20 protein-coding genes are annotated in these 24,774 nt (G+C 72.0%); 10 read left to right on the top strand and 10 right to left on the bottom strand.

Translation table 11 applies throughout. The features are described from left to right. The first annotated feature begins 7 nt into the window (after window positions 1-7). Genes ACIHAD_RS26455 through ACIHAD_RS26425 form a run of 7 tightly spaced genes read left to right on the top strand, consistent with a single transcriptional unit; the run spans window position 8 to window position 6,765 of the window. Window positions 8-1,231, top strand: coding sequence for an ABC transporter substrate-binding protein (locus tag ACIHAD_RS26455; protein ID WP_397357317.1), 1,224 nt, complete (start codon window positions 8-10; stop codon window positions 1,229-1,231). Continuing rightward, window positions 1,231-2,085 carry a carbohydrate ABC transporter permease gene (locus ACIHAD_RS26450; RefSeq protein ID WP_397357316.1) on the top strand — a complete coding sequence of 285 codons (855 nt, stop codon included), beginning with the start codon at window positions 1,231-1,233 and terminating at the stop codon, window positions 2,083-2,085. Before ACIHAD_RS26455 ends, ACIHAD_RS26450 begins: the two co-directional genes overlap by 1 nt. Continuing rightward, entirely contained in the window at window positions 2,082-2,927 is an 846-nt protein-coding gene (locus ACIHAD_RS26445; RefSeq protein ID WP_397357315.1) for a carbohydrate ABC transporter permease, read from the top strand. Before ACIHAD_RS26450 ends, ACIHAD_RS26445 begins: the two co-directional genes overlap by 4 nt. Beyond that, window positions 2,927-3,949, top strand: a complete 1,023-nt coding sequence (locus ACIHAD_RS26440) for an NAD-dependent epimerase/dehydratase family protein (RefSeq protein ID WP_397357314.1) — start codon at window positions 2,927-2,929, stop codon at window positions 3,947-3,949. Before ACIHAD_RS26445 ends, ACIHAD_RS26440 begins: the two co-directional genes overlap by 1 nt. Then, window positions 3,949-4,953 carry a dihydrodipicolinate synthase family protein gene (locus ACIHAD_RS26435; protein ID WP_397357313.1) on the top strand — a complete coding sequence of 335 codons (1,005 nt, stop codon included), beginning with the start codon at window positions 3,949-3,951 and terminating at the stop codon, window positions 4,951-4,953. The genes ACIHAD_RS26440 and ACIHAD_RS26435 overlap by 1 nt, the downstream gene beginning before the upstream one ends. Further along, window positions 4,937-5,911, top strand: a complete 975-nt coding sequence (locus tag ACIHAD_RS26430; protein ID WP_397357312.1) for a hydroxyacid dehydrogenase — start codon at window positions 4,937-4,939, stop codon at window positions 5,909-5,911. Before ACIHAD_RS26435 ends, ACIHAD_RS26430 begins: the two co-directional genes overlap by 17 nt. Continuing rightward, window positions 5,908-6,765 (top strand): GNAT family N-acetyltransferase, encoded by an 858-nt coding sequence (locus tag ACIHAD_RS26425; RefSeq protein WP_397357311.1) that lies wholly within the window; start codon window positions 5,908-5,910, stop codon window positions 6,763-6,765. The genes ACIHAD_RS26430 and ACIHAD_RS26425 overlap by 4 nt, the downstream gene beginning before the upstream one ends. 10 nt (window positions 6,766-6,775) lie before the next feature. Here ACIHAD_RS26425 and ACIHAD_RS26420 read toward each other — a convergent pair whose 3' ends face one another. Genes ACIHAD_RS26420 through ACIHAD_RS26390 form a run of 7 tightly spaced genes read right to left on the bottom strand, consistent with a single transcriptional unit; the run spans window position 6,776 to window position 17,506 of the window. Next, window positions 6,776-8,623 (bottom strand): DUF5107 domain-containing protein, encoded by a 1,848-nt coding sequence (locus tag ACIHAD_RS26420; RefSeq protein WP_397357310.1) that lies wholly within the window; start codon window positions 8,621-8,623, stop codon window positions 6,776-6,778. After that, window positions 8,620-12,324 (bottom strand): carbohydrate-binding protein, encoded by a 3,705-nt coding sequence (locus ACIHAD_RS26415; protein WP_397357309.1) that lies wholly within the window; start codon window positions 12,322-12,324, stop codon window positions 8,620-8,622. Before ACIHAD_RS26415 ends, ACIHAD_RS26420 begins: the two co-directional genes overlap by 4 nt. Continuing rightward, window positions 12,321-13,349, bottom strand: a complete 1,029-nt coding sequence (locus tag ACIHAD_RS26410) for a Gfo/Idh/MocA family protein (RefSeq protein ID WP_397357308.1) — start codon at window positions 13,347-13,349, stop codon at window positions 12,321-12,323. The genes ACIHAD_RS26415 and ACIHAD_RS26410 overlap by 4 nt, the downstream gene beginning before the upstream one ends. Then, entirely contained in the window at window positions 13,346-14,332 is a 987-nt protein-coding gene (locus tag ACIHAD_RS26405; protein WP_397357307.1) for a Gfo/Idh/MocA family protein, read from the bottom strand. Before ACIHAD_RS26405 ends, ACIHAD_RS26410 begins: the two co-directional genes overlap by 4 nt. A gap of 32 nt (window positions 14,333-14,364) precedes the next feature. After that, entirely contained in the window at window positions 14,365-15,252 is an 888-nt protein-coding gene (locus ACIHAD_RS26400; protein ID WP_397357306.1) for a carbohydrate ABC transporter permease, read from the bottom strand. Then, window positions 15,249-16,208 carry a carbohydrate ABC transporter permease gene (locus ACIHAD_RS26395; protein ID WP_397357305.1) on the bottom strand — a complete coding sequence of 320 codons (960 nt, stop codon included), beginning with the start codon at window positions 16,206-16,208 and terminating at the stop codon, window positions 15,249-15,251. The genes ACIHAD_RS26400 and ACIHAD_RS26395 overlap by 4 nt, the downstream gene beginning before the upstream one ends. Continuing rightward, a complete protein-coding gene (locus tag ACIHAD_RS26390) occupies window positions 16,208-17,506 on the bottom strand; it encodes an ABC transporter substrate-binding protein (protein WP_397357304.1) in 1,299 nt (432 codons plus the stop codon). Before ACIHAD_RS26390 ends, ACIHAD_RS26395 begins: the two co-directional genes overlap by 1 nt. A gap of 155 nt (window positions 17,507-17,661) precedes the next feature. Between ACIHAD_RS26390 and ACIHAD_RS26385 the strand changes: the two genes are divergently transcribed. Continuing rightward, entirely contained in the window at window positions 17,662-18,882 is a 1,221-nt protein-coding gene (locus ACIHAD_RS26385) for an ROK family protein (protein WP_397357303.1), read from the top strand. Window positions 18,883-18,993: 111 nt separating this feature from the next. Beyond that, window positions 18,994-21,183, top strand: coding sequence for an alpha-L-fucosidase (locus ACIHAD_RS26380; protein ID WP_397357302.1), 2,190 nt, complete (start codon window positions 18,994-18,996; stop codon window positions 21,181-21,183). A gap of 28 nt (window positions 21,184-21,211) precedes the next feature. Here the strand turns inward: ACIHAD_RS26380 and ACIHAD_RS26375 are convergent, their stop codons facing one another. Together ACIHAD_RS26375 and ACIHAD_RS26370 are read right to left on the bottom strand one after the other, a co-directional pair. After that, complete coding sequence (locus ACIHAD_RS26375) at window positions 21,212-21,613, bottom strand: hypothetical protein (protein WP_397357301.1); 402 nt, start codon at window positions 21,611-21,613, stop codon at window positions 21,212-21,214. Between the two features lie 54 nt (window positions 21,614-21,667). After that, complete coding sequence (locus tag ACIHAD_RS26370; RefSeq protein WP_397357300.1) at window positions 21,668-22,375, bottom strand: alpha/beta fold hydrolase; 708 nt, start codon at window positions 22,373-22,375, stop codon at window positions 21,668-21,670. Between the two features lie 84 nt (window positions 22,376-22,459). On the opposite strand from ACIHAD_RS26370, the gene ACIHAD_RS26365 reads away from it, so the two are divergent. After that, on the top strand, window positions 22,460-23,407 hold the full coding sequence (locus ACIHAD_RS26365) for a helix-turn-helix transcriptional regulator (RefSeq protein ID WP_397357299.1): 948 nt from the start codon (window positions 22,460-22,462) through the stop codon (window positions 23,405-23,407). 285 nt (window positions 23,408-23,692) lie between these two features. On the opposite strand, the gene ACIHAD_RS26360 is transcribed toward ACIHAD_RS26365, so the two are convergent. After that, complete coding sequence (locus ACIHAD_RS26360; protein WP_397357298.1) at window positions 23,693-24,664, bottom strand: hypothetical protein; 972 nt, start codon at window positions 24,662-24,664, stop codon at window positions 23,693-23,695. Window positions 24,665-24,774: the final 110 nt, after the last annotated feature.

Here is a 24,774-nt window from a genome sequence, read left to right as displayed (position 1 = left end):
AACCATCATGCGACTGCGCGCGCTGGCCGCCGCTGCGGCCGCCCTCGGCACCCTGACCGCCTGCGGCGGCGGCTCCGGAGGCGACGAGAAGCAGACCGTGACCATGTGGATCTACCCGAACATCGCCGACCAGGCCAAGCACCAGGCGTTCTGGGACGAGCAGACCAAGGCGTTCGAGGCGGCCAACCCGGCCATCGACGTCAAGGTCGAGATCTACCCGTGGGCCAAGCGCGACGAGGCGCTGTCCACGGCGATCGCCGGAAACAAGGCGCCCGACGTGGTCTACCTCATCCCCGACCAGCTCCCCAAGTACGGCAGGACGCTGGAGCCGGTGGACGCCTACCTCGCCGACAAGGCCGACTACCGGGACAACGCCCTGAAGTCGGTCACCATCGACGGCAAGGTCATGGGCGCGCCGATCCTCATGTCGGCCAACCCGCTGGTCTGCAACCAGAAGGCCTTCGACGCCGCCGGGATCACCGAGTTCCCCAAGACCTGGAACGACGTGCTCACGCTGGCCCCGAAGTTCAAGGCCAAGGACGTGGACGTCACCAACTACTGGGCCGACCCCGCCGCCACCCTGAACCAGTCGTTCTACCCGCTGCTGTGGCAGGCGGGCGGCGACGTGTTCAGCCCAGACGGCAAGTCGGCGGCCTTCGGCGGCCCCGAGGGCGTCAAGGCGCTGACCTTCCTGAAGAACCTGGCCGACGGCGGCTTCGTGGAGAAGGACCTGCTGACCGGGCTGCCCAAGTTCGAGCAGACCAGGACCGCGCAGAACAAGGTGGCCTGCACCTGGCAGCAGCTCCCCGCCGACGTGGAGTCGTTCTGGGGCAAGGAGAACATCAAGGTCCTGCCTCCGCTGACCGACGCCAAGCAGGTCGCCTACGGCACCGTCGGCTCGCTGGCCCTGCTCAAGGCCTCCGACCACAAGGAGGCGGCGGGCAAGTGGATCGGCTTCGCCACCGGCGCCGCCCCGAGCAAGGCCTACGACCTGGCCTCCGGCTACTTCTCCCCGCGCAAGTCCACCGGCTCGCTGTACGCGGCCGACCCGGTGCAGGCCGAGGTGGAGAAGGCGCTCGACCTGACCACGGCCGGGCCGCTGCACGAGAAGGCGCGTGACGTGATGGGCGTCCTGGCTCCCGAGATCCAGGCCGCGCTGATCGGCAAGAAGACGCCCGAGCAGGCGCTCGCCGACGCGGCCAAGGCCGCGGACGCGCTGCTGGGTGGCTGATGGCGGCGATCGACGTCAGGCGGTGGGAGGCGCGGACCGGACTGCTGTTCGTCCTGCCGTGCCTCCTGCTCTTCCTGCTCTTCCGGTTCGGCCCGTCCGTCGCCGGGGTGCTGCTGGGGTTCTTCGACTCCTCCATCGGCGCGAGCCCCGAGTGGACCGGCGTGGACAACTACCGGCGGATGGCCGCCGACCCCGTCTTCTGGGAGTCGCTGCGCATCACGCTGATCTACACGGTCCTGTACGTGCCGGCGTCGATGGCCGCCTCGGTGGGCATGGCGCTGCTGGTGCGCCGCGCCTTCCGCGGGGCGGCGTTCTTCCGCTCGGTCTTCTTCCTGCCCGTCGTCACCAGCCTGGTCCTGGCCGGGACGGTCTTCACCTGGCTGTTCTCCTCCGAGGGGCCGATCACCAAGCTCACCGGGCAGTCCTGGCTGGGCTCCACCACGCTGGTCATCCCGGCGCTGGTGATCGTCTCGGTCTGGTCCAGGTTCGGGTACGGCATGCTGATCGTCCTGGCCCGGCTCCAGGACCTGCCGCGGGAGCTGGAGGAGGCCGCGCTCACCGACGGCGCCTCCACCTGGCAGCGGTTCCGCTACATCGTGGCCCCGCAGCTGCGCCCCGCGCTGTTCTTCGTCGCCGTCATCGAGACGACGAACTCCTTCCAGGTGTTCGACCTGGTCTACGTGATGACCGGCGGCGGCCCGGCGCACGGCAGCTTCACGCTGGTCATGGCCCTGTACGAGCAGGCGTTCAAGAACTTCGACTTCGGCTACGCCAGCGCCATCGGCGTCGCGCTGTTCGTCATGACCCTCGTGGTCGCGCTGATCCAGCGCCTGATCATCGGGAGGTCGAAGTGACGACACATCGTTCGTACAAGGCGCTGGAGCCGTCCAGGGGCGGGAAGGTCGTCAGGTTCGTCCTGCTGGCCGTCGCCACGCCGGTCACGCTGTTCCCCTTCTACGCGATGGTCGTGCTGTCGCTGAAGCCGGGCACGGCCGTGACGTTCCCCGAGAGCATGCTGCCCTGGCCGGTCGACTTCGGCGCCTACGGCGAGGTGCTGGGCGGGCGCGACCTGGTCACCTGGACGGTCAACACGCTGATCTACTCCGTGGTCAGCGTGGTGGCCGTGCTGCTGCTGGCCTCGCTGGCCGGGTACGCCTTCGCCAAGAAGCGTTTCCCCGGCCGCGAGCCGATGTTCTGGTCGTTCCTGGCCATGGTCATGGTGCCCTACCACGTGACGCTCATCCCGACCTTCATGCTCATCGCCGAGCTGGGCGGGGTGGACACCTACTGGGGGCTGATCCTGCCGACGCTCGCCAACGCGCAGGCCGTCTTCCTCATGCGGCAGTTCATCATGGGCCTGCCGGACGAGCTGTTCGAGGCGGCCCGGCTCGACGGCGCCTCCGAGTGGCGGATCTTCATCAGGATCGTCCTGCCGCTGTGCAAGCCGATCCTGGCCACGCTGGGCGTCTTCGTCTTCCTGTGGCACTGGAACGACCTGCTCTGGCCGCTCATCATCGGCGGCGGCGCCGACATGCGCACCCTGACCGTGGGCATCGCCTCCCTGCAGACGGAGAACGTGCCGCTCAGCGTCGTGCTGGCCGGGGCCACGGTCGCGTTCGTACCGATCTTCGCCGCCTACCTGGTCGGCCAGCGCTATTTCACCGAAGGAGTCACGATGTCGGGGATCAAGGGTTGATGTTCACCTCCGTCGACGATCTGGAAGAGCACCTCACCCGGCCGTCCGAGTCGCTCGTCGCCGACCTCGCCGCCGGTTCCGGCGACCTGGTCGTGCTGGGCGCCGGGGGCAAGATGGGGCCCACGTTGTGCCGCCTGGCCCGGCGCGGCCTGGACGCCGCAGGGCGCGGCGCCGACCGCGTCCTCGCCGTCTCCCGCTGGTCCGACCGCGTGGCCGCCGCCGCCCTCGCCGCGCACGGCGTGGACGTCGTCCCCTTCGACCTGCTCGACGGCGACCTGGGCACGCTGCCCGACGCCGCGGACGTGGTCTTCATGGTCGGGGCCAAGTTCGGCACGTCCGCCGCGCCGTACCTGGCCTGGGTCGTCAACGCGGCCCTGCCCGCGCGCGTCGCCGACAGGTACGGCCAGGCACGCGTCGCCGCGCTGTCCACGGGCAACGTCTACCCGCTGGTGCCCGTCGCGTCGGGCGGGAGCGTCGAAGGCGACCCGGTCGGGCCGGTGGGCGAGTACGCGATGAGCTGCCTCGGGCGCGAGCGCATCTTCGGGCACGCGGCCGCCACCCGCGGCACGGCCGTGACGATCGTCCGTCTCAACTACGCCGTGGACCTGCGTTACGGCGTGCTCGCCGACATCGGGCAGCGGGTGTTGTCCGGCGCCCCGGTGGACGTGACGACCGGCCACGTCAACGTGGTCTGGCAGGGCTACGCCAACGAGGTCGTGCTGCGCTCGCTCGCCCACGCGACGCCGGGCACGCCGTTCACGCTGAACCTGACCGGCCCCGAGACCGCCTCGGTGCGCCGGGTGGCCGCCGCCTTCGGCGAGCGATTCGGCAAGCCGGTCTCCTTCGAGGGGTCCGAGGCCGCGACGGCGCTGCTGAACGACGCCACGCTCTGCCACCGGCTCTTCGGCTACCCGCACGTACCGCTGGGCACGCTCGTCGACCGGCAGGCCGCCTGGCTGGCCGCCGGGCTGCCGACGTCGGGCAAACCCACCAAGTTCGCCGTACGAGACGGGAGATTCTGATGCTCACCCTGAATCCCGCACTGTCCCGCCTGCGGGCCGGGACCGTCATCCCCGCCCACCCGCTGGCGCTGACCGCGGACCGGACGCTGGACGAGCGCCGCCAGGCCGCCCTCACCCGCTACTACCTCGCCGCGGGGGCCGGGGGCCTGGCCGTGGGCGTGCACACGACCCAGTTCGAGATCCGCCGGGCCGGGCTGCTGGAGCCGGTCCTCCGCCTGGCCGCCGACGTGGCCCGGGAGTCTTCCGGGGAGCGGCCGGTGCTCGTCGCCGGGGCGTGCGGCCCGACCGCGCAGGCGGTGGCCGAGGCCGGGCTGGCCGCCTCGCTCGGGTACGACGCCGTGCTGCTGTCGCCGGTCGTGCCGGGCGCCTCCGAGGCCGACCTGCTGGCACGGGCCGAGGCCGTGGGCGAGGTGCTGCCGGTCGTCGGCTTCTACCTCCAGACGGCCATCGGCGGGCCGGCGCTGTCGCGCGCCTTCTGGCGGGCGCTGGCCGACCAGCCGTCCACGGTCGCGGTGAAGGTGGCGGCCTTCGACCGCTACCGCTCGCTGGACGTGGCGCACGGGGTGGCCGCCTCCGACCGGGCCGACCAGGTCGCGCTGTACACGGGCAACGACGACCACATCATCGGCGACCTGCTGGCCGAGCTGCCCGGCGGGGCGCGCTTCGTCGGCGGGCTGCTCGGCCAGTGGGCGGTGTGGACCCGGGCCGCGGTGGAGATGGTCGACGGCCTGCGGAACGACCCGGCGACGTGGTGGGGCCGGGCCACGGCGCTCACCGACGCCAACGCCGCCGTCTTCGACACCGCCAACGCCTTCGCCGGCTGCATCGCCGGCGTGCACGAGGTGCTGCGCCGGCAGGGCCTGCTGGCGGGCACCTGGTGCCTCGACCCCGCCGAGGGCCTGTCCCCCGGCCAGGCCGAGGAGCTGACCCGGGTCGGCGCCGCCTACCCGTGGCTGACCGACGACGACTTCGTGGCGGAACACCGCGATGCCTGGCTCCGCTGACTCCCCCGTGCGCGTCCTGGTCAGCGTCCCGCCGGGGTTGCGCGCGCAGTTCTTCCCCGACCCCGCCGCCCTGACGGCCCTGGGGGACGTACGGCTGATCGACGACCACCGCGCGCTCCCCGAGGCGCTGCCCGGCACCGAGGTGCTGGTGACCTCGTGGGGGGTGCCGCCGCTGACCGCCGGGCTGCTCGACCGGGCGCCGGGGCTGCGGCTGGTCGCGCACACCGGGGCGACGGTCAAGCCGTTCGTCACCGGCGAGCTGTGGGCGCGCGGAATCCGGGTGACCCAGGCGGGCGCGGGCATGGCGCGGTCGGTGGCGGAGGTGGCGCTGACCTTCACGCTGGCGCTGCTGCACCAGGTGCACCGCTTCGACCACGCCCTGCGCGGCGACCTGCCGTGGGAGGCGGCCGAGCTGGCGCCGGCCAGGCGGGAGATCCTCGGCTGCCCGATCGGCGTCATCGGCGCCTCCAGGACCGGCCGGGCCTACCTCGACCTGGTCCGCGCGCTCGGCGCCGAGGTCACCGTGGCCGACCCGTACCACGAGGGCGCCGTGGAGCTCGACGAGCTGCTGTCCACCAGCCGGATCGTCGCCGTGCACGCCCCGGCGCTGCCGGAGACGCGCCACCTGCTCGGGGCGCGGGAGCTGGCGCTGATGCCCGACGGCGCCGGGCTGGTCAACACCGCCAGGTCGTGGCTGGTGGACGAGGCCGCCCTGCTGGCGGAGCTGCGCGCGGGACGGCTGGACGCGGCGATCGACGTCTTCGACGAGGAGCCGCTGCCGGTCGGGCACCCGTTCCGCAAGCTGCCGAACGCGCTGCTCACCCCGCACCAGGCGGCCGGCACCGATTCGGGCCGGGCCCGCCAGGGCCGGCTGGTGGTCGAGGAGATCGCCCGGTACGCCGGGGGCGTCCCGCTGGAGCACGAGGTGACGCCGGAGCACCTGGGGAGGATGGGGTGACGCCCCTGCGCACCGCCCGTCCCGGCGACCGCGAGGCGCTCTACGCGCTGTGGGCCGCCTGCTTCGACGCCCCGCACGTGGTACCCCTGTACGAGACCGACCCCGGCCGGTACGGCAGGACGTTCGTGACCGGCGACGTGTCGGCGTGCGTGTACTACCTGCCGCGCCGGGTTCACGACGGCCTGGGCGGCGAGGTGCTGGTGGGCGGGGTGGCCAACGTCGCCGCCCACCCGTCGGTCCGCGGCCGGGGGCACGTCCGGCGGCTGCTGGCGCTGGCGGCCGAGGCGATGGTGGACGACGGCTGCGCGTGGTCGCTGCTGTTCACCGGCACGCCGGGGGTCTACAAGGAGTGGACCTCCTTCGAGCTCCGGACCGTGTCCGGCCCGTTGCGCCACCCCGCCACGACCGGGCCGAGGCCGCGCGAGGTCGCCGCGGGCGACGCGGGCGTCCTGCGGGACCTGTACGAGCGGCACAACGCCCGGCGTCCGCTGACCGCCGTGCGGGACGAGGCGCACTGGCGGGACCGGCTGCCGGTCTGGTACGGCGAACCGGTCGAACTGCTGGCCGGGGACGCCGGGTACGCCGCCGTCCGATGGGACGGCGGCGTGCTCGACGTGCTCGAAGTCGCCGGTGACCTGCCCGGGGTGCTGTCCGCCCTGGCCGCCGAGGCGGGAGCCAGGGGGATCCGTACCGGCAGGGCCAGGCTGACCTGGGACGATCCGGCCCTGCCGCACCTGTTCGCGAGCGTCGTCCCGGAGCGGGACCGCACGGGGATGGCCCGCGCGATCCTGGCCGACCCGGCGCCCGTGGTCGGCGCGGCGAACGCCGCCCACTGGCCGGCGGACTACTTCTGACGGCCGGAGCTCATCCGGACATGCGGAAGTCGTACCGGGGCGGGACGGGCTCGCCGGGGTGGACGGCCAGCCAGAGCCGGTCGAGGGAGACCTCTCCCTCGCGCAGGTCGTCGACGCGGATGCCCTCCGCCAGCAGGCGGCGCAGGCGGTCGTCGTCGCCGGTCGCGTGCGCGGCCCTGGCCTCGGCCAGCCGGATCCGGCCGTGGTCGCGGTACGGCAGCTCCCCGATCAGGGCGAGCGCCGCCTCGGACCGCCCCGCGACGAGCAGGGCGTCGAGGGTCTCGACGGCCAGTTCCCGCACGTCCGGGCGCAGCCTGTGGGCTTCGAGCAGCAGGTCGGCCGCCTCCTGCGGCGACGAGGCGAGGAAGGCCAGGACGCGCAGCGCCCACGGGGTCCTCAGCGCGCCGACGGACAGCTCGCAGGCGGCGCGGGCCGCGTCGTCCTCACCGTCGGCCAGGAGCGTCAGGCCCAGGTGGTAGTACGCGTGCCAGTCGTCCGCGCTCCGCTCCAGCGCCTCCCGCCAGCGCCGGCCGGTGATCGGGGGCGCGGGCGGGTCGCAGACCGGCAGCCGGCCGGTGTCCAGTAATTGTCGCCAGGGCGCCTGTGCGGGGCCCGGCGGCGGGAAGCCGGCGAGCCCCTCGAGCCCGCCCCAGCCGGAGCCCTCGGCCAGCCACTCCTCGGGCGGCCCGAACGCCGCCGCCTCCCGGAGCGCCTCCTCCAGCCGGGCGGGAGGGACGAGCCGTTCCAGCGCCTCTGCCGCCGCCGCGCACGCCTCCCGCCAGCTCCCGTGCACGGCCGCCGCGTCGACGTCGAGCCGGCCGTACGCCTCGGTCCAGGACCAGGTCGCGCCGCCGGGCATCGGCAGGTGCTCCAGCTGGGTCCTGGCGAGCCCGGCCTGGATCTCCAGGTACGGTGAGCCGGGGCCGGACAGCCACTCCTGCCACTGCCGGCCGCCGGCCGTGGCCCCCCAGCAGAACAACTTGCGTCCGCGCAGCCTGCCGGTGGAGGTCTGGACGAGCCCCGACCCGGCCTCGTCCAGGGCCGCGATCCAGCGGCGCTCCCCTTCGGGCAGGTCCAGGAAGTAGTCGGCCGCCCGGACGGCCCGCGCCGGATAGCTGCGGTCGGCGCCGTCCGTGCCGGGGAAGTCCACGTGCCGCAGATCGCTCACGTAGTCGAAGTGGAAGGCGCGCTGGGCCGGGCAGAGCACCCGGCTCCCAGCGCTCTCCGGCACGGCGATGTTGGACCACCAGTAGACCGGTGTGACCTGGTCGGAGGGGTTGTGGAGGGAGACGTGCACGTAGAGCACCGGCGACCCGGCGGGCAGCCAGGCGTCGATGCGCACGATCAGCCGCCGCAGCCGCTCGAACTCGAACATGCGCAGCACCGGCGTCCCGTCGGCGGCGGTCACCCGGACCGCGTGCAGCGGCTCGCAGGTCAGCGGCCAGTGCCCGGTCGTGCCCAGGTTCCACTCCACCCCGCCGGCGACCCACGCGTCCCGCAGGGCGAGGTTGGCGGGCTGGAGGATCGGGTTGCGATGCAACAGCTCCCTGCCGCTGGGCCGATGCACGAGTGACCACAGGCGGCCGCCGTACCCCGGCAGGAACGTGGCGGTGAGCAGGTCGTTCTCCAGGACAACCGTGGGCAGTTCCCGCTCGGCGCGCTCGCGGCCGTACCCCCACTGCCGGGTGTACGGCAGGAGCGAGCGCGGCCGGCCGTAGGCCAGGTTCTCGCGCATCTCGTCGTCGGCGCCCACGCCGTCGCCGGTGGTGGGCCGCACGCCGGACAGGATCGGCAGCGTCCCGGAGACCGGGTCGGCGGCTCCCTCGATCCGGAGCGTTCCCTCGCGCAAGGAGGTCACAGCGTCACCTCGGCCGTCAGCCCGAACGTCAGCACCGTGCCGCCCGGCAGCACCGGCCGTACCGTGAACGTGTGCGCCGAGCCCGGCACGAGCGCGCCGATCTTCGCCTTGGTCCTGTTCGCCGGGACGCGGGCGACCTCGGTGTCACCGTCGAGGACGGCGTAGCCGGTCGCGATCGGCGACCTGGGCCAGGCGAGCCGCACCGACGTCTTCTTCGTCCTGACGGTGAGCTCGGCGCCGTCGGCCCACGGGCGCGGCACCTCGACGACGAAGGCGTCCACGATGGCGATCCGTCCGGTGTCGGCGGCGCTCTGCCTGTTGACCACGCGGATGGTGTGCCGGCCCAGCTTCAGGCCGGTCGCCCGGAACACCCGCTGCTGCCCCTGGCGGACCGGGCCGTAGCAGTCGGCCGAGGCCCGCAGCTCGCCGTCCACGTACAGGTCGACGACCCCCATGTCGGTGTAGCGCTCGGTGAGGAAGCTGATGCCGGTGCCGGTGAAGGTGAGCTCGGCGTAGTCCCCCTTCTCGGTGGAGTAGTGCACGTCGTCGCCGTAGTCGCCGAGTCCGCGGCCCCGGTCCACGCCGAAGGCGCCGGAGTACGTCACCCGCTGGTCGTCGTCGTTGACGTGGGTGAGGATCAGCGCGGGGTCGGTGACGGTCAGCGCATAGCCGTCCGACAGGCCGTCGTAGATCGCCGTGATGGTCGTCGATCCCCAGGACGCCGCCTTCACCACGCCGTGCGCGTCCACCGTGGCGACCGACGGGTCCGAGCTGGCGTAGGTGACGCCGTCGGAGACGGGGGTGCGGCTGCCGTCGGCGTGCACGGCCTCGGTGGTGATCGTGGCGGTCTCGCCCGCCTTGAGCGCGGTGGCGCCGGTCGCGACGAGCGCCTTGGTCGCCGCGGTGCCCGCGGTGACGGTGAACGCGTCGAGCAGCAGGCCCGTCCCCTCGGCGACGATCCGGAACGTGTGCGCGCCCGCCGTGAGCTTCACCCAGGTGCCGGCGGTCGTGAAGTGGCCGTCGCCGCCGGTGTCCGGCACGTGCACCGGGTACCGGTCGCCGTCGACCTCGAAGCGGAAGGAGGTGGCCGTGCCGGACGCGGCGGTGAACGCGACCCGGTAGAGCCCGGTGTGCGGCGCGAGGACGTTCTCGTAGCGCAGGTAGTCGCCCTCGTCCACGTGGCCGACCGCGCGCACGGGGCCGTCCGCGCCCTGGTACGTGCCGACGACGACGCCGGTGTCGGCCCCCTTCCAGGCCCATTCCTGGCCCAGGTTCCACTGCATGGTGTAGTTCTCCGCCTCGATCGTCTGCTCGGCGGCGCCCTGGAGGTCGAAGCGCATCCGGTTCCACACGATGTTGGAGTGGGCCTCCGTCCACACCACCTTGATCGAATGGGTGCCGGCGGTCAGCGGGACGACGAAGTCCTCCGTCCGGACGCGGTTGACCCCGCCCGTGTCGCGCAGGCTCAGGCCGCCCGAGACGTCGGCCCCGTCGACCTCGACCCGGAACGTCAGCGGCTCGGCGTTGACCGTGGAGTACTGGAACTGCAGCAGGTAGTCGCCGCTCGCGGGCACCGCGACGTCGTCGTACCGCAGCCAGTCGCCGGTGTCGACGACGGAGACGCCGGGGGTGCCGTCGTCGTTGACCGCGTCCGCGGCGGCGAGCCAGACGCCCTCCTGCGCCGTGGGCTTCTCGGCCTGGATCGTGATCGACTCGGGCCGCTCGTGGGTGAAACGCATCCAGTTCATGAAGAACCAGCGGCCGTCCTCGCGGATGATCCGGATCGTGTGCCGGCCCTCGGGGAGGGTGAGGTCGCGCTCGACGGTCCGGTAGACGTTGTAGCCGCCGGAGTCCGGCACGGTGACCGTGCCCAGCGCGTCCCGGCCGTCCACCTCCACCCGGAAGCGGTTTCCCTGCTCCGACGACACGCGGAACTCGGCCCGGTAGGTCCCGCTCACGGGCACCACGACGTTGTCGTACTCGGCCCACTCACCGGCCTCGTCCAGGTAGACCGAGCCGAACCCGCCCTCGGGCGGCGCCTCGACGCCGTACGCGCCCCTGGCCTCGGTGTAGTCCTCGTTCTCGATCCTGAACTGGGTGAGCGGCGCCGCGAGCGCCGCCGGACGCGTGACCTCGGGCACGACCTTGATCGTGCCGATCGGGTACACCTTGCCGGCGCCGTCCGGCATGGCCAGCTCGATGCGCGGCCTGCCGTCGGCGCCGAGCATGGCGACTCCGACGTCGTAGGTTCCGGCGGGGACGCCCGCGGGCAGCGTGAACGCCGACCGCAGTTCGCGCACGTCCCCCTTGAACCACTTCGTCTGGTCGAGCGAGTCATCGGTGCCGCGCCACACCACCTCGCCCGTGGCGCGGTCGGTGAAGCGCACCTCCAGCGGGTACCTCCGCGGGCTGAAGCCGACGCCGTTGTTGGTCCAGGTGTGGGCGAGCGTGAACCGGCCGCCGGCCGTGACCTGCGAGTCGTACGTCGCCCGCGGCATGAGGAACCGGTAGCCGGAGTAGCGCCCGAGCGTCGTGAACCACTCGCCGTACGCGTCCCTCATCGCCTGCCACTGCGCGAAGCTCGTGTTGTTGATGCCCTGGAGGTTCGAGTGGTAGCCCTCCAGCGCGTTCTTGACGACGAGCCGCGGGTTGTTCAGCATGATCCCGCTGTCCCAGCCCGCGCCCTCCGAGACCTGGATGAGGTCGCGGCGGAGCTTGCGGTTGACCCACACGTTCTCGCTGCCGGTGCCGTACTGCATCCACGGGAACGCGCTGTTCACGGTGTCGGACCGCAGGCCCCAGTTCTCGTTGCGGGCGGCCTGGTCGTAGCCGAACGCGACGTACCGCTTGGCCTGGGTGTCGGCGTCGGGGTCGGTCGCCACGACGTCCGCGCCGGGGTTCGGCATCATGACCATCGTCTGGGTGAAGGCCTCGGCGTAGATGTCGATGATCGCGCGCAGCGTCTTCGAGCGGGTGGCGTTGTCGGGCCACGGGAAGTTCATCGCGTCGTTCCAGCCGGACCACTCGCCGAACAGCGCGAAGGCGCGCAGGTCGACCCAGGCCATCCCCGGGTTCCTGTCGTAGCGGGCCGCGAAGGCGCCGACCGCCTCCTTGAGCTCGGCGAGGTAGATCGGGTCGTGGTAGATCGGCTGCCGTGACTTGTAGACCGTGTTGTACGGCGCGAGCCGGAACCCCGCGCCGAGCTTGTCGAAGAGCCAGGCGGGCGGGTACTCGTAGGCGAAGACGCTCGGGTCGTTCTCGATGTCCGGCGCCTCGGACATGAGGAGCTGGAACTCCACGGTCTTGCCCTGCTCGACGATGCGCTTCATGAACGCGTCCAGGCGGTCCCAGGTGAAGGCGTCGTCATCGGGCTCGAAGTCGGCCCACGCGATCTGCAGCCGTACGATGTCCGCCTCGTCCGGGATCTTCTCCTTGCCGTCGATGAACGCGGTGATCGCGGGATCGTCGGCGAAGACCCAGCCGCGTCCGCCCGCGGGCTTGGGCGAGTTGATGTCGAAGGCGGTGCCGGTGTACGGGTTCCCGTGCAGCACCTCGTGGGTGTCGGTGAAGGTCACCGTCGTGCGCGGGGTCGGGGTCTCGGCGGCCGTCGTGGCGACAGCGGCGGCGTGACCGGGCACGACGGCCAGGGCCGCGGCGACCGCGAGGGACAGGGCGATGCCGAGCGGGCCACGGCTGCTCATCGGTTCTCCGTCTCAAGGCGCACGGGGGCCGTCTCGGCCAGCGACCGGTACGCCGCCTCGACCAGCGCGACGGTGCGGTAGCCCGCCCTCGCGTCCGGCTGGCGGGCCTGGCCGGTGCGCACCGCGTCGAGGAAGGCGCGGATCAGCAGGTCGTCCAGCGGCGCGCCGTAGCCGGAGGCGACCGCGCCACGGCTGTTCCAGCCGGTCAGGACGCCGGCGAAGGGCGCGATCTCGGCCACGCCCTCGGTGCCGACGACGGTCAGCGTGACCAGGTCGCCGGCGTTGGGCCGGCCGGGCGGGCGCGACCAGGAGCAGTCGATCGACGCGATGGCGCCGTCGCGGTAGAGCAGCGAGACGAGCCCGGCCGTCTCGACCGGTTCGGCGGCGCCGTTCTGCCCCGGGTTCGGGATCGTGTTGGCGATGGCGTACACCTCGACGGGGTCCTCGTCCAGGAGGTCGGCGAGCAGGTCGGCCACGTGCACGACGTGGTCGGTCAGGGCGCCTCCGCCGCTGCGTGCCGGATCGACGAACCAGTCCCGGGTGGTGGGCACGCCGCCGCAGTTCGTGGCCGCGATGGAGATGATCCGGCCGAGGTCGCCGTGTCGTACCGCCGCGCGCAGTTCGGCGTAGGCGGGGGCGAACCTGACCGGGAACGCCGTCATCAGCACGGTCCCCGCGGCGCGGGCGGCGCCGAGCATCTCGGCCGCGTCCGCGAGGGACGTCGCCAGCGGCTTCTCGCACAACACGTGCACGCCCTCGGCCGCGGCGCGTACCGCGAGCTCGCGGTGCCTGACGTTCTCGGCGCAGATCACCACACCGTCCGGCCGCCAGGCCCAGAGCTCCTCCTCGGTCTCGAACCAGCCGACGCCGAGCGCGTCGGCGAGCGCACGGCCGCCGAGCTCCGTGCCGGGACGGTCGGCGTGGCCGGCGTCGCACGCCGCGATCTCGACGTCGCCGGCACGGCGCAGCGCGGCGGCGTACTCGGTCGCGTGCAGGTGGGCGAAGGAGATGATTCCGATCCTCATGCGGCAGAAACCTCTTCCTTGGTGGGCTGAAGGTCGATGGGCAGGCCGGCGGCGGCCGAACGGGCCACGGCGTCCGCGATGCGCATGGCCTCAAGGCCGTCGAGGGCGGTGACCCTCGGCGCCGCGCCGGTCGCGATGGACCGCATGAAATCCGCCAGTTCGGCGCGATAGGGACTGGTGAGAGGGGAGAAGTCGGGGAGGAGGTCCGCGCCCGGCTCGGCGCGCCCCTGGTAGCGGAAGGCGCGGCGCTCGGCGGAGTCGCCGTGCAGGACGCCGTCGGAGCCCGCGACCTCGAACTGCGTCCGGAACTCGATCGGCGCGGTGGTCCAGGTCGCGGTGAGCACCGAGATCGCGCCGCCGGCATGCGTCAGGAACGCCTGCGTGCTCTGGCTGCCGTCCACGACGTTCGTACGGGCGAACACCCGCTCGACGTCGCCGCCGATCCAGCGGGCGACGTCGATGTCGTGGATCATGAGATCGAGGAGCACGCCGCCTGAGCGGTGCTCGTCGAGATACCAGCCGCTCTGCGGGCTGCGTCCCTGGCGGGTGTGGCGTTGCACGCCGACCCGGCCCACGTCGCCGCGCGTCACCGCGTGCCACAGCTCCTCGTACTCGGCGAAGTACCGTACGACGTGCGCGGGGAAGAGCGGCACCCCGGCCGCGGCGAACCGCGCGACGAGATCCTCCGCCTCCCCGAGGGTGCGGGTCAGGGGTTTCTCGCACACCGTCGGGAGGCCGTGCTCAAGGGCGGCGAGCGCCAGCTCGCGGTGGGTGTGCGTCGGCGTGCAGATGTCGACGACGTCGGCCGCGCCGAACAGCTCCTCCAGGCCGGCCACGGACCGCCCGCCGCCGTGCCGGGCGATGAGCTGCTCCGCGTCGTCGGCGACGGAGCAGACCACGACGTCGTAGCCGAGGTCGAGCCAGGCCGGCAGATGCGCGTTGGCGATGCCGCCCGCGCCGATGAGTCCGACCGTTCCGTGCATGTGGTGACCATCCGTTTCCGCGCGATTGTCAGTCATTTGCCGATGCCTTGCGTCATGCCGTTGACGATGCGGCGGCCGAACCAGAGGTAGATCACGATCATGGGGAGCACGACGATGACGACGCCGGCGAAGAGCCCGCCCCAGTTCGAGGTGTATTGCATGTTGGAGTAGAAGTTGAGCAGCGCGACGTTCAGCGTCTGCATGCGCTGGTTGGGCACCAGCATCAGCACGATCACGGTCTCGTTCCACAGGCTCAGCACGTTCAGCACGGCCACGGTCGTGATGCCGGGCCTGGCGAGCGGGACCATGATCCGCCAGAAGGTCCTGAACGGCGTCGCGCCGTCCAGCGCCGCGGCCTCCTCCAGCTCGCCGGGCAGCGACCGGAAGTAGCCGATGAGCACGAAGACGCTGAACGGCAGGCTCAGCACGACGTAGAAGAGCGCGACGGTGATGCGCGGATCCCACGCCCCCGTCACCCAGTCGATCATGAACCTCGACAGGCCGACGCCGATGAGCACCATCGGCACGGCGAACGCCTGGAACGGGATGCTCATGCCGACGGCGAAGAGCGTCGCGACCGGCCCGCTCGACCGTCCGCCCAGCCGCGCCACCGCGTAGGCCGCCGGGATGCTGAGCCCCATGATGAGCGCCACCGAGACGGTCACCAGGATCACCGAGTTGAGCGCGGCGGCCCCGAGCCCCGAGGCCGACCAGGCGGTGGCGAAGTTCTCCCACATCCAGGTGTCGGGCAGTCCCACGGGGTTCGCGAAGATCGATCGGGAGGTCTTGACCGAGTTCAGCATGACCCAGACGACCATGGCGAGGTTGAGCAGCACCCACAGCCACAGACCGGCCCTGATGAGGACGATCAGCGAGGCACCGAAGACCTCCGCCGGGCGGTGGCGCGCGGAGCCGGTCATGACCACTCCAGCCGGTCGCGCCGCTGGATGCGGCGGGACAGCACGATCAGTCCGACGGTGATGGCCGTCATGACCACCCCGATGGCGGCCGCCTCGCCGAGCTGGGCCATGCCGCCGACGCGTCCGCCGGTGACCCGCAGGTACTGCTCGACGGCGAGGGTCCTGGCCTCCGGCGGCGGGGTGCCCGCCGTGCCGACGAAGGCGATGACGATCTCGAACGTCTTGATGCCGGCGATCGCCCAGAGGGCCGCGGCGGTCGCGATCATGTCCCGGGTCAGCGGGAGGGTGACGTACCTGAACTGCTGGATCAGGCCGGCGCCCTCGATGCGGGCCACCTCGTACAGGCTCGGGGGGATCCCGTCCACCGCGGACATCACCAGGACGACGTAGAAGCCCGCGGCGCTCCACACGACCCCGGCCATGATCACCCGGAAGATGAGCTCGGGCCCGAGCCAGGGCTGGCGCAGCGCGTCCAGGCCGGCCAGCCCGAGGACGCTGTTCACCATGCCCTTCGGGTTGAACAGGAACGAGACCGCGAGACCGACCGCGATCGGTGAGATCATGAACGGCAGGAAGACGGCCGACCGGATGAAGGCGCCGGCGCGAGCGGTGCGCAGCGCGACCATGGCGGCGACCGCGACCAGGAAGAGCGCCACCCCGACGATCAGCGTCAGCAGGACGGTGTTCAGGAACGACGACAGGAACATCCGGCTCGACAGGAGTTCGGCGTAATTGGCGAGGCCGACCCAGGAGAACTCGGTGCCCAGCCCCGACCACTCGGCGAAACTGAGCACGACGCCGAAGACCGACGGCACGACGAAGAAGAGCAGGTAGGCGATCAGTGCCGGCAGCAGCAACGGGAGGTACAGCCGGCGGCGCTCGACGTGCAGCGCGCCGCCGTCGGCCGTCACCCGCCCTCGGCGTGCGGCGGGCCGCGCCACGGTGTCCGCGACCACTACTGACCCAGCTCGGCGGTCTGCGCCTTGCCCTCGGCCAGGAACTTCGCGGCGTCGATCGAGCCGCCGACGAGCTTGTCGTCGAGCGGGAGGAAGACGTCGTTGAACCACTTGGGCGCCACGGTGGCGACGCCGTCGAAGTCGAGGCTGACCGCCGTCGCGGTGCGGATCGACTCCTGGATCGAGGTGAGCGCCTCGGGGGCCGGGGAGTCGGCGCGCGACGGGATGTTGTCGGCGTCGGTCGCGATCCGGTCGATGTACTTCTTCTGCATCGCGAACGCCAGGAAGTCCGAGACCGCCTGCCGGCTCTTCGACTTCGGGTTCACGCCCCAGCCGAGCGCGCCGATCGTGACCGCCGAGCCCTTCGACGCCTCCACCGGCGGCAAGGAGATGATCCGAGCCTTGACCGCCGGGGCGCGGAGCGAGGCCGTCTCGCTGCCGAGCCAGGTGCCGTTCAGGTTGAAGGTGTGGTCGCCGGCCGCCCAGGCGTTCTGCGCGTCGGGGAACTTCGTGGCCATGTGGTCGGGCTGGAAGAGCCCGGCCTCGACGAGCGATTCGAGCTCGGTCACGGCCCGCTTCACCTCGGGACGGTCCCAGGCGCCGGGGTCCTCGGCGAGCTGCCGCAGCGCGCCGGGGCCCGCCGTGGAGAGCAGCAGTTGGTAGAGCCAGAACGCGTTGTAGGAGTTGACCGTGCCGTCGAGCGCGATCGGCCGGCGGCCCGCGGCCTTCTCCTTGCCCGCGACGGCGAGGAAGTCCCCGAAGGTCTTGGGCGGGGTGGCGGCGAAGTCCGGGTAGCGGGCGGCGTCGTACCACAGGCCCACGGAGAAGACACTGTGCGGCACGAACCCGTAGCCCTTGTCGTCGCTGATCGCCTTGAGCACGCTCTTCGGCAGGACCTGCTCGATCGTGGTGTTCTCGCCGGGGATCCGGGCCTTGAAGACGTCCGACATGTCGCCGAGCGCGCCTGCGGCGCGGAACTCGGCGGTGTGGTCGATCGCCGTGTCGAAGAGGTCGGGCCCCTCTCCGGTCGCGATCGCGTTCTTGATCTGCTCTTCCTGGGCCTTGCCGAGCCACTGCACGTCGACCTTGCGCCCGGTCTCCTTGGCGTAGTCGGCGATGATGCTCTCGAAGAGCGTGGCCTGCGGGGTGCCCTTGGCCCACTTCCCCCAGTAGACCAGGGGTTTCGCGTTCGGGCCCGGCGAGGCGCCGGAGGGCTCGCCGCCTTGGAGCTTCGTGCCGCACGCGCTCAGGACGAGGAGCGCGCTGACGACGGCCGTGACGCGGATGCTGTTGCGCATTGCTGTTCCCTTCTGGGGGCAGGCGTCTACGGGGTGCCGTGCGACGCGAGGCGGGACTGCGCTGCGCAATAATAAAGACAGTTTCTGTATTAATGGAAGAGGTTGGACCGCACTCCGTGCGTCACCCGACGCCGCGGGAACCGAGAGGGTTGTGGATGAGTGTGCTGTTCGGACGCGAGAAGAGCCCGCTGCGCCGCGCCGGAGACCAGTCGCGGCTACGGCGCCTGAACTCCCTGGCCGTGATCGAGGCGATCCGGCGGGAGCCGCTCACCATCCCCATGGTCGCCCAGGCCACGGGGCTCTCGAAGACCGCCGCGGACTCCGTCGTCGCCAACCTCGTCACGCTCGGCTGGGCCGCCCCGGTCGAGCCGCTGGCCCCCACCGGCGCCGGCCGGCCGGCCAGCCGCTACCGCTTCCGCGCCGAGGCGGCGGTCGTGGTCGGCATCGACATCGGCCAGCACACCACCAGGGCCGAGATCGCCGACCTGAACGGCGAGGTGCTGGCCGCGGGGTCGGTCGCCTCGCCCGTCTCGCGGGCCCCCGGCGACCTCGTCACCGCGGCCGTGCGGGTCGTCGATCGGTTGCTCGCCGAGCAGGGGCGCGGGCGGGCCGAAGTCTGGGCGATCGGCGCGGCCGTGCCCGCCGTGGTCTACCAGGACGTCATCACCAAGGGGGCGGAGGGCTGGGCCGGCTTCAGCGTGCGCGCGGCGCTGGAACCGCACTTCGAGTGCCCGATCGCGGTGGAGAACGACTCGAACCTGGCCGCGTTCGCCGAGGCGTGGAAGGGCAGCGCCACCGATGCGACCTCGATGATCTACGTGCACTCGGGCAACCGCACGGGTGCGGGGCTCGTCCTGAACGGCATGGTCGTCCGCGGCGCGAACGGCGCGGCCGGCGAGATCGGCGCGCTGCCGCACCTCGGCTGGGAGCACGCCCAGGAGTTCCTGCACGACGTGCGGCTCGCCGACGGGCGGCGGCTCAACCGCGAGGAGGTGTTCGCCGCCGCGGCCGACGGCGAGGCGCCGGCCGTCCAGGCGGTCGACCGGTTCAGCGGGGAGATCGCGATCGGCATCGCCGCGCTCGTGCTCGCGATCGACCCCGAGGTCGTGGTGGTCGGCGGCGGCAACGCGCGCGCCGGCGACACCTTCCTGGAGCCGCTCCGCCGGCACGTCGAGGCCCTGTGCACGGTACGTCCGGCGCCGCCGATCGTGCCCTCGACGCTGAAGGAACGCGGGTCGATCACCGGCGCGGCCGGGCTCGCCGCCAACACCGTCCTGGAACAGCTCTACGCGGCGGCCTCCGGCGGGCAGACGCTGTCCAGCACCGACGTCCCGCCGTGGCGGTGGAACACGACGGCGGGTGGGGCCGGGTCGTAACATCCTCTCAGCCTTCAGGGCAGACATCGGATGAATCTTCGCGCAACCCTTGCCGAGGCCATGGAGATCGGGCTACGTTTCCTCCAATCTCTCCCCCGCTTTGGAGTGGTCATGGCCCTCTTACGTCGACTTCTCGCCGTCTCCATGCTCAGCATCATCGGATGTCTCCCCGCTCCCGCCCAAGCCTCGACGGACGGGCCCTACGAGCCCACCGTCGACTCGCTGAACAGTCATCCGACCCCCAAGTGGTTCAACAACGACAAGTTCGGCATCTTCCTTCACTGGGGGGCGTACTCCGTCCCGGCCTGGGGCCCTCGCGGCAGTTACGCGGAGTGGTACTGGTACTACATGAACTCCCTCCGTAGCGCGACCAGCGACTACCACCGGGACACCTACGGCCAGGACTTCTCCTACGACCGCTTCGCCGAGCAGTGGAAGGCCGAGAAGTTCGACGCCGCCGACTGGGTCAAGCTCTTCAACGACGCCGGGGCCAAGTACTTCGTCCTCACCTCCAAGCACCACGAGGGCGTCGCCCTGTGGGACAGCAAGGTGAGCGAGCGCGACACCATGGCGCTGGGCCCGAAGCGTGACCTGGCCAAGGAGCTGTTCACCGCGGCCCGCGCCGACGGGAAGCTGCGCGCGGGCTTCTACTACTCGCTCATGGAGTGGTACAACCCGCTGTTCACCGGTCAGCCCGCGACCAACCCGTACACCGGTCAGCCCGTGCCGTACACCGGGGCTCCGCAGAGCGGCGACTACGTCAAGGACTACATGCTCCCGCAGATGCGCGAGCTGATCGACGGCTACGACCCCGACATCCTGTGGTGCGACGGCCAGTGGGACCGTTCGGCCGCCCAGTGGCAGACCGCGGGAGTGATCGCCGACTACTACAACAAGGCGCTCAAGAAGGGCAAGGAAGTGGCGGTCGCCAACCGCTGCAAGATCGAGAGCGGCGCGCTGGACAGCCACGAGCTGGACTTCCAGACGCCCGAGTACTCCGTCAAGCCGGACATCGATCCCGTCAAGTGGGAGTCCAGCCGCGGCATCGCGCACTCCTACGGCTACAACCAGAACGAGCCCATCGAGGACTACCTGACCTCCGACCAGCTCGTGGACTCCTTCGTGGACATCGTCAGCAAGAACGGCAACCTGCTGCTGGACGTGGGCCCGAAGGCCGACGGCACCATCCCCGACGTGCAGCGCGAGCGGCTGCTGGACATGGGCTCCTGGCTGAAGGTCAACGGCGAGGCCATGTACGGCACCACGTACTGGACGCGCGCCGAGGAGAAGGGCGGCCCGGACGACGTCCGGTACACCGTCAAGGACGGCGTCCTCTACGCGACCGCGCTGAAGTGGCCGGGAGAGCGGCTCACCCTGGGCGCGGACGTGCCGGCGGGCCCCGGAACGCGCATCACCCTGCTCGGCTCCGACAGCGGCCCGCTGCCGTGGCAGCGCGACGAGCAGGGCCGGGTGGTCGTCACCACCCCCGCCGAGACCGGGCAGTACGCCTACTCCTTCAAGATCGAGACGCCCGGCGTGTCGGCCCTGCCGCGCTTCGCCACCGACCTGCCCGAGCAGGTGCAGGCCGGTGAGACCCTGACCGGCAAGGTGACCGTCACCAACCCCGGCTCCACGACGCTGCGCGCGGCCTCGCTGGCCCTCACCGCGCCCGAGGGCTGGACGGTGACCCCGGCGACCGACCGGATCGGCCACCTGGCGGGCGGGGCGAGCGCCGAGGTGCCCGTCACCGTGACCGTGCCGGCCGGAGCCGAGCCTGCCGCGCTGGCGATACAGGCCGGGCTCAAGTCGGGACGGCTCCGCGCGCCGTACTCGATGCCCGTCTCGGTGGTCCTGCCCAACCTGGCCGAGGGCAAGCCGGCCACCCAGCAGAGCACCGGTTACGACGCCCCTGCCTCGCGGGCCGTGGACGGCAACACCGACGGGAGCTTCTGGGGCGGTTCGGTCACCCACACCGCGGAACCGGCCAAGGAAGCCTGGTGGCAGGTCGATCTGGGGGCCTCGGCCAACCTGGACAGCGTCGAGATCTGGAACCGCACCGACTGCTGCGCCGACCGGTTGCGGGACTACTGGGTGATGTCCTCCGAGCAGCCGATCACCGCGGACGGCCTGGAGGCGGCCCGTACGACGCCGGGCGTGACCGCCGTGCACGTGCAGGAGCAGGCCGGGCGGCCCAGCACGATCAAGCTGCCCGCCGGCACGACCGGCCGGCACGTGCGCATCCAGCTCTCCTCGGACACCGACCCGCTGGCCCTGGCGGAGGTGCGGGTGAGAGGCCGCTAGCGGAGGGCGGCGAACCACAGGGCGCCGATCACCGTGCGTGCGCGCGGTGATCGGCGCCGACGCGTGTGAGGCGCTCGCGCGGCTGGGCCGGCCAGAAGGCGCAGGGCCAGATGTTGTTCTTGACCGGGCCGAAGAGGGGGTGGCGGGCGCGGCTGCGCTGGACGTCGTCCCAGTAGACGTCGGGGTCACGCGGCGCGGCGCGGTCGCCGCAGGTGATCGCGGCGGCCGGGCCGGCGAGTGGGGAGCCGGCGCTGGTCAGGATGAACGTGAGGAATCCGGCGAGTTCGGCGCCAAGCTCGGCCTGGCCCCGGACGACTCCGGCCACCGCCGCGTCCGCGCCGTGCTCACCTACCTGGACGGCACCTCCCGCCCGGCCGAGCCGGACCCCGTACGCGGGAAGCCGCGCTGATCCGCTCTCCCGGCGGGACACCCGCCGGTCCGGGCTGATCCGCTCTCCCGGCGGGACGCCCGCCGGTCCGGGGGGTCAGAGCAGCGCGGCGAGCTCGGCCGGCCGCGAGAACATCGGCCAGTGGCCGCTCGGCAGCTCGACGAAGGTCCATTCGGGGGTGCCGAGCGCCGCGAACGCCGGGTTCCCCGAGGCGATCAGCTCGCGGATCACCGCCACCGGCATCGTCGAGGCGACCATGGTCTTCGGCGTCGCCGGGATCTTCTCAGGTCGCTCGACCGGCTGGGTGACCGCGCCCCACGGGTGCGGCGTCGCCCTCGCGCGGATCCGCTCCCAATCGTCCTCGGTCAGTCCGGCGAACCTCCCCTCCTCCTGCTCGAAGGAGGGCACGTCGAGCGCGTAACCGTCCCCGACCTGGGCGCGCCAGGCTTTCTGGGTGTCCTCGTCGTTGAAGTCGATCACCGCGAGGCCGGAGGGCAGCGGCGCGGCGTCGACGTACACGACCCGGCCGATCCGCTCGGGATGCCGGTCGGCGACCGCGGTCACCAGGACGTTCGCCCCGCTGTGCCCGACCAGGACGACCTCGTCCCATCCGTCCATCGCGGCGAGGATGTCGGCGACATGCGTCTCCACGCCGACCTCCGGCGACAGCTCCGCGCCCCGTTCGGCCACCCCCGTCAGTGTGACCGCCCGCACCCGGTGCCCGGCGGCGCGCAGATTCGCCGCCACCTCGTCCCAGGCCCAGGCACCGAGCCAGAAGCCGGGCACCAGCACGTAATTCGCCATCTCGTCGTCCTTCCAGTGAGCGGATGATGTCGCTACGCTAAAGCCGAAAGCGGACAGAAACCGCCCGGATAAAGTGGGTGACCTGTGTCATATCCGGCGACCCGGATGCTGGCGATGCTCGAACTCCTCCAGGCCCACCACGGGCTGGGCGGCCGCGACCTGGCGCAGCGGCTCGGCGTGGACGAACGGACCGTCCGGCGGTACGCCGCCCGGCTCGCCGACCTGGGCATCCCGGTCGCCGCCGAGCGCGGCCGCTACGGCGGCTACCGGCTGATGCCCGGCTACAAGCTGCCACCGCTGATGCTCACCGACGACGAGGCCACCGCCGTGGTCCTCGGCCTGCTCGCCGGACGCCGCCTGGGCCTCGCCGCCGAGGCCACCGAAGCCGCCCTGGCCAAGATCCGGCGGGTGCTGCCCGCCACGCTGCGAGAACAGGTCGGCGCGCTGGAGGAGACCCTGGACTTCACGCTCGCCGAACGAGCGGCCTCGACGCCCGCGAGCCGGGCCGTGCTGACCCTGGCCGCCGCGATCCGCGACCGCCGCCGGGTCACACTGGACTACCGCTCCTGGAAGGGCTCGCGGACCGAACGCGAGCTGGACGGCCACGGCCTGGTCTTCCACTCCGGCCGCTGGTACGTGACCGGCCTCGACCACCTGTCCGGCGAGATCCGCACCTTCCGCCTCGACCGGATCTCCTCCGTCGTCCCGGGGACGGCGTCCTATGAGATCCCCGAGGAGTCCGACCCGGTGCGGCAGGTCACCGCGTCGCTGGCGCGGGTGCCCTACGCGCATGTCGTCGAGGTCGTGCTGCACGTCCCCTTGGCCGAGGCGGCCCGTCGCGTCCCGCCGTCGGTGGCCACGCTCACCGGGACCCCGGACGGGACCCTCCTGCGGATGCGTGCCGAGTCACTGGACGGCATGGCCGTCATGCTGGCCGGGCTGGGATTCCCGTTCACGATCCGGTCGCCGCGGGAGCTGCGCACCGCCGTCCGGCGACTGGCCCGGGGCCTGCTGGAACAGGCCCCGGAATGAGGCCGGGCGCTCAGCGCGGCGCCGGCGTCCCGGACGCCCTTCTCCCCCGTACGCCTGGCCGCTCCCAGCCACGGGCGGTGGGGGCAGACGAGTTCGTCCGGGTCCGTCCGACCTGCTGTTGGACACCCCGGCCTGACCGCTTCCGTGGTTCGCGAGGCAGCCGACCGGGCCGCCCGCACCGAAGGAGAACCATGGACGCATCCAGCGCACCGCGCGGCATGACCAGGACGATCACGGCGGCCCTCGCCACCACCGCGCTCACCGCCGGGCTCGGCCTCGCCGCTGCTACTGACCGGTTCCGCCCAACGCCGCCCCGCCTCGCGCCCCCAGGAAACCACCGGCGGCGCGGGCGGGTGCGCCACCGGGCCGCCGCAGGACCACGACCGCCACCGCCACCGCCACTGCCACCGCCGCGACGAGCCCACCGGCGACGAGCAGGGTCGTGCCGTCGGGGTGGACGAGCGCCTGGCCGCGCTGCGCCTGCCAGAGCAGCAGCCCGGTGAGCCCGGCGTAGCCGAACGCCGCCACGATCACCAGCGGGACCCGGCGTACCCACAACGCGATCAGCGGGAGCACCTGCAGCGCGTGCAGTCCGACGAAGTGCGCGACCCGCAGGTCGCCCGCGCCGCTCGACCAGCCGGTCAGCGGCATCCCGGCGCCGCCGTCGAGGGCGCCGACGGTGTGCGCGCCGATGGTGGCCAGCTTGATCCCGCTCGCCAGGGCGTGCGCCTGGTCGGGGGTCGGCGCGGTCATCAGGTAGCCGACCGACATGCCCGCCAGCGAGATCGCCACCCCCAGGGGGATCGCCCAGGCCATCGCCCGGTCCGTCCGCCGCTGGAAGACCAGGAAGACCCCCAGCGCGAGCGTCAGCGCCCAGCCCAGATAGGCGGCCCCGCCCATCACCATGAAGACGGACTTGTCCAGCGTGGTGGCGAGGTTGAAGTGGCTGCGCACGCCACGTACCGCCTGGAAGGTGATGGCCGAGATCTCCGGCAGGACGAACACGGCCACCGCCACCGTCCCCAGCCACCACAGCGTCCGCCGCCACCGCTCGACCGCGCTGATCATCCAGGCGAGGGTGATCGCGTACAGGGCGAAGGACGTGGCGAACTTGAGCGGCTTGAGCCACACCCCTTCGCCCAGCACGGTCCGTTCGTCGACCACCAGGCCGATCCCGCTCACCACCGCGAGAACCGCCATCGCCATCGCGCATGCGGTGAGCGGGCCGTGCCATGTCCTCCGAGGCGGGGCAACCATGATGTCTCCTTCAGTTCGACTGGAGACAACCCTGCTGGCCTGGCCTTCCGCGAACCAGAGACGTGATCATCGGCTCGGCGTGACTTCATCATGAATCGGACAGAAATGAA

This window comes from Nonomuraea sp. NPDC052265, from assembly GCF_044547985.1.
In the GTDB taxonomy this organism is placed as follows: domain Bacteria; phylum Actinomycetota; class Actinomycetes; order Streptosporangiales; family Streptosporangiaceae; genus Nonomuraea.
This window is presented reverse-complemented; position numbering and strand designations above follow the sequence as displayed.

Excerpts from the sequence above, each read along its gene's own strand:
- ACIHAD_RS26455 (WP_397357317.1), top strand. The coding sequence starts at position 8 with ATGCGACTGCGCGCGCTGGCCGCCGCTGCGGCCGCCCTCGGCACCCTG.
- ACIHAD_RS26450 (WP_397357316.1), top strand. The coding sequence starts at position 1,231 with ATGGCGGCGATCGACGTCAGGCGGTGGGAGGCGCGGACCGGACTGCTG.
- ACIHAD_RS26440 (WP_397357314.1), top strand. The coding sequence starts at position 2,927 with ATGTTCACCTCCGTCGACGATCTGGAAGAGCACCTCACCCGGCCGTCC.
- ACIHAD_RS26435 (WP_397357313.1), top strand. The coding sequence starts at position 3,949 with ATGCTCACCCTGAATCCCGCACTGTCCCGCCTGCGGGCCGGGACCGTC.
- ACIHAD_RS26430 (WP_397357312.1), top strand. The coding sequence starts at position 4,937 with ATGCCTGGCTCCGCTGACTCCCCCGTGCGCGTCCTGGTCAGCGTCCCG.
- ACIHAD_RS26415 (WP_397357309.1), bottom strand. The coding sequence starts at position 12,324 with ATGAGCAGCCGTGGCCCGCTCGGCATCGCCCTGTCCCTCGCGGTCGCC.
- ACIHAD_RS26410 (WP_397357308.1), bottom strand. The coding sequence starts at position 13,349 with ATGAGGATCGGAATCATCTCCTTCGCCCACCTGCACGCGACCGAGTAC.
- ACIHAD_RS26405 (WP_397357307.1), bottom strand. The coding sequence starts at position 14,332 with ATGCACGGAACGGTCGGACTCATCGGCGCGGGCGGCATCGCCAACGCG.
- ACIHAD_RS26400 (WP_397357306.1), bottom strand. The coding sequence starts at position 15,252 with ATGACCGGCTCCGCGCGCCACCGCCCGGCGGAGGTCTTCGGTGCCTCG.
- ACIHAD_RS26390 (WP_397357304.1), bottom strand. The coding sequence starts at position 17,506 with ATGCGCAACAGCATCCGCGTCACGGCCGTCGTCAGCGCGCTCCTCGTC.
- ACIHAD_RS26385 (WP_397357303.1), top strand. The coding sequence starts at position 17,662 with ATGAGTGTGCTGTTCGGACGCGAGAAGAGCCCGCTGCGCCGCGCCGGA.
- ACIHAD_RS26380 (WP_397357302.1), top strand. The coding sequence starts at position 18,994 with ATGGCCCTCTTACGTCGACTTCTCGCCGTCTCCATGCTCAGCATCATC.
- ACIHAD_RS26370 (WP_397357300.1), bottom strand. The coding sequence starts at position 22,375 with ATGGCGAATTACGTGCTGGTGCCCGGCTTCTGGCTCGGTGCCTGGGCC.
- ACIHAD_RS26360 (WP_397357298.1), bottom strand. The coding sequence starts at position 24,664 with ATGGTTGCCCCGCCTCGGAGGACATGGCACGGCCCGCTCACCGCATGC.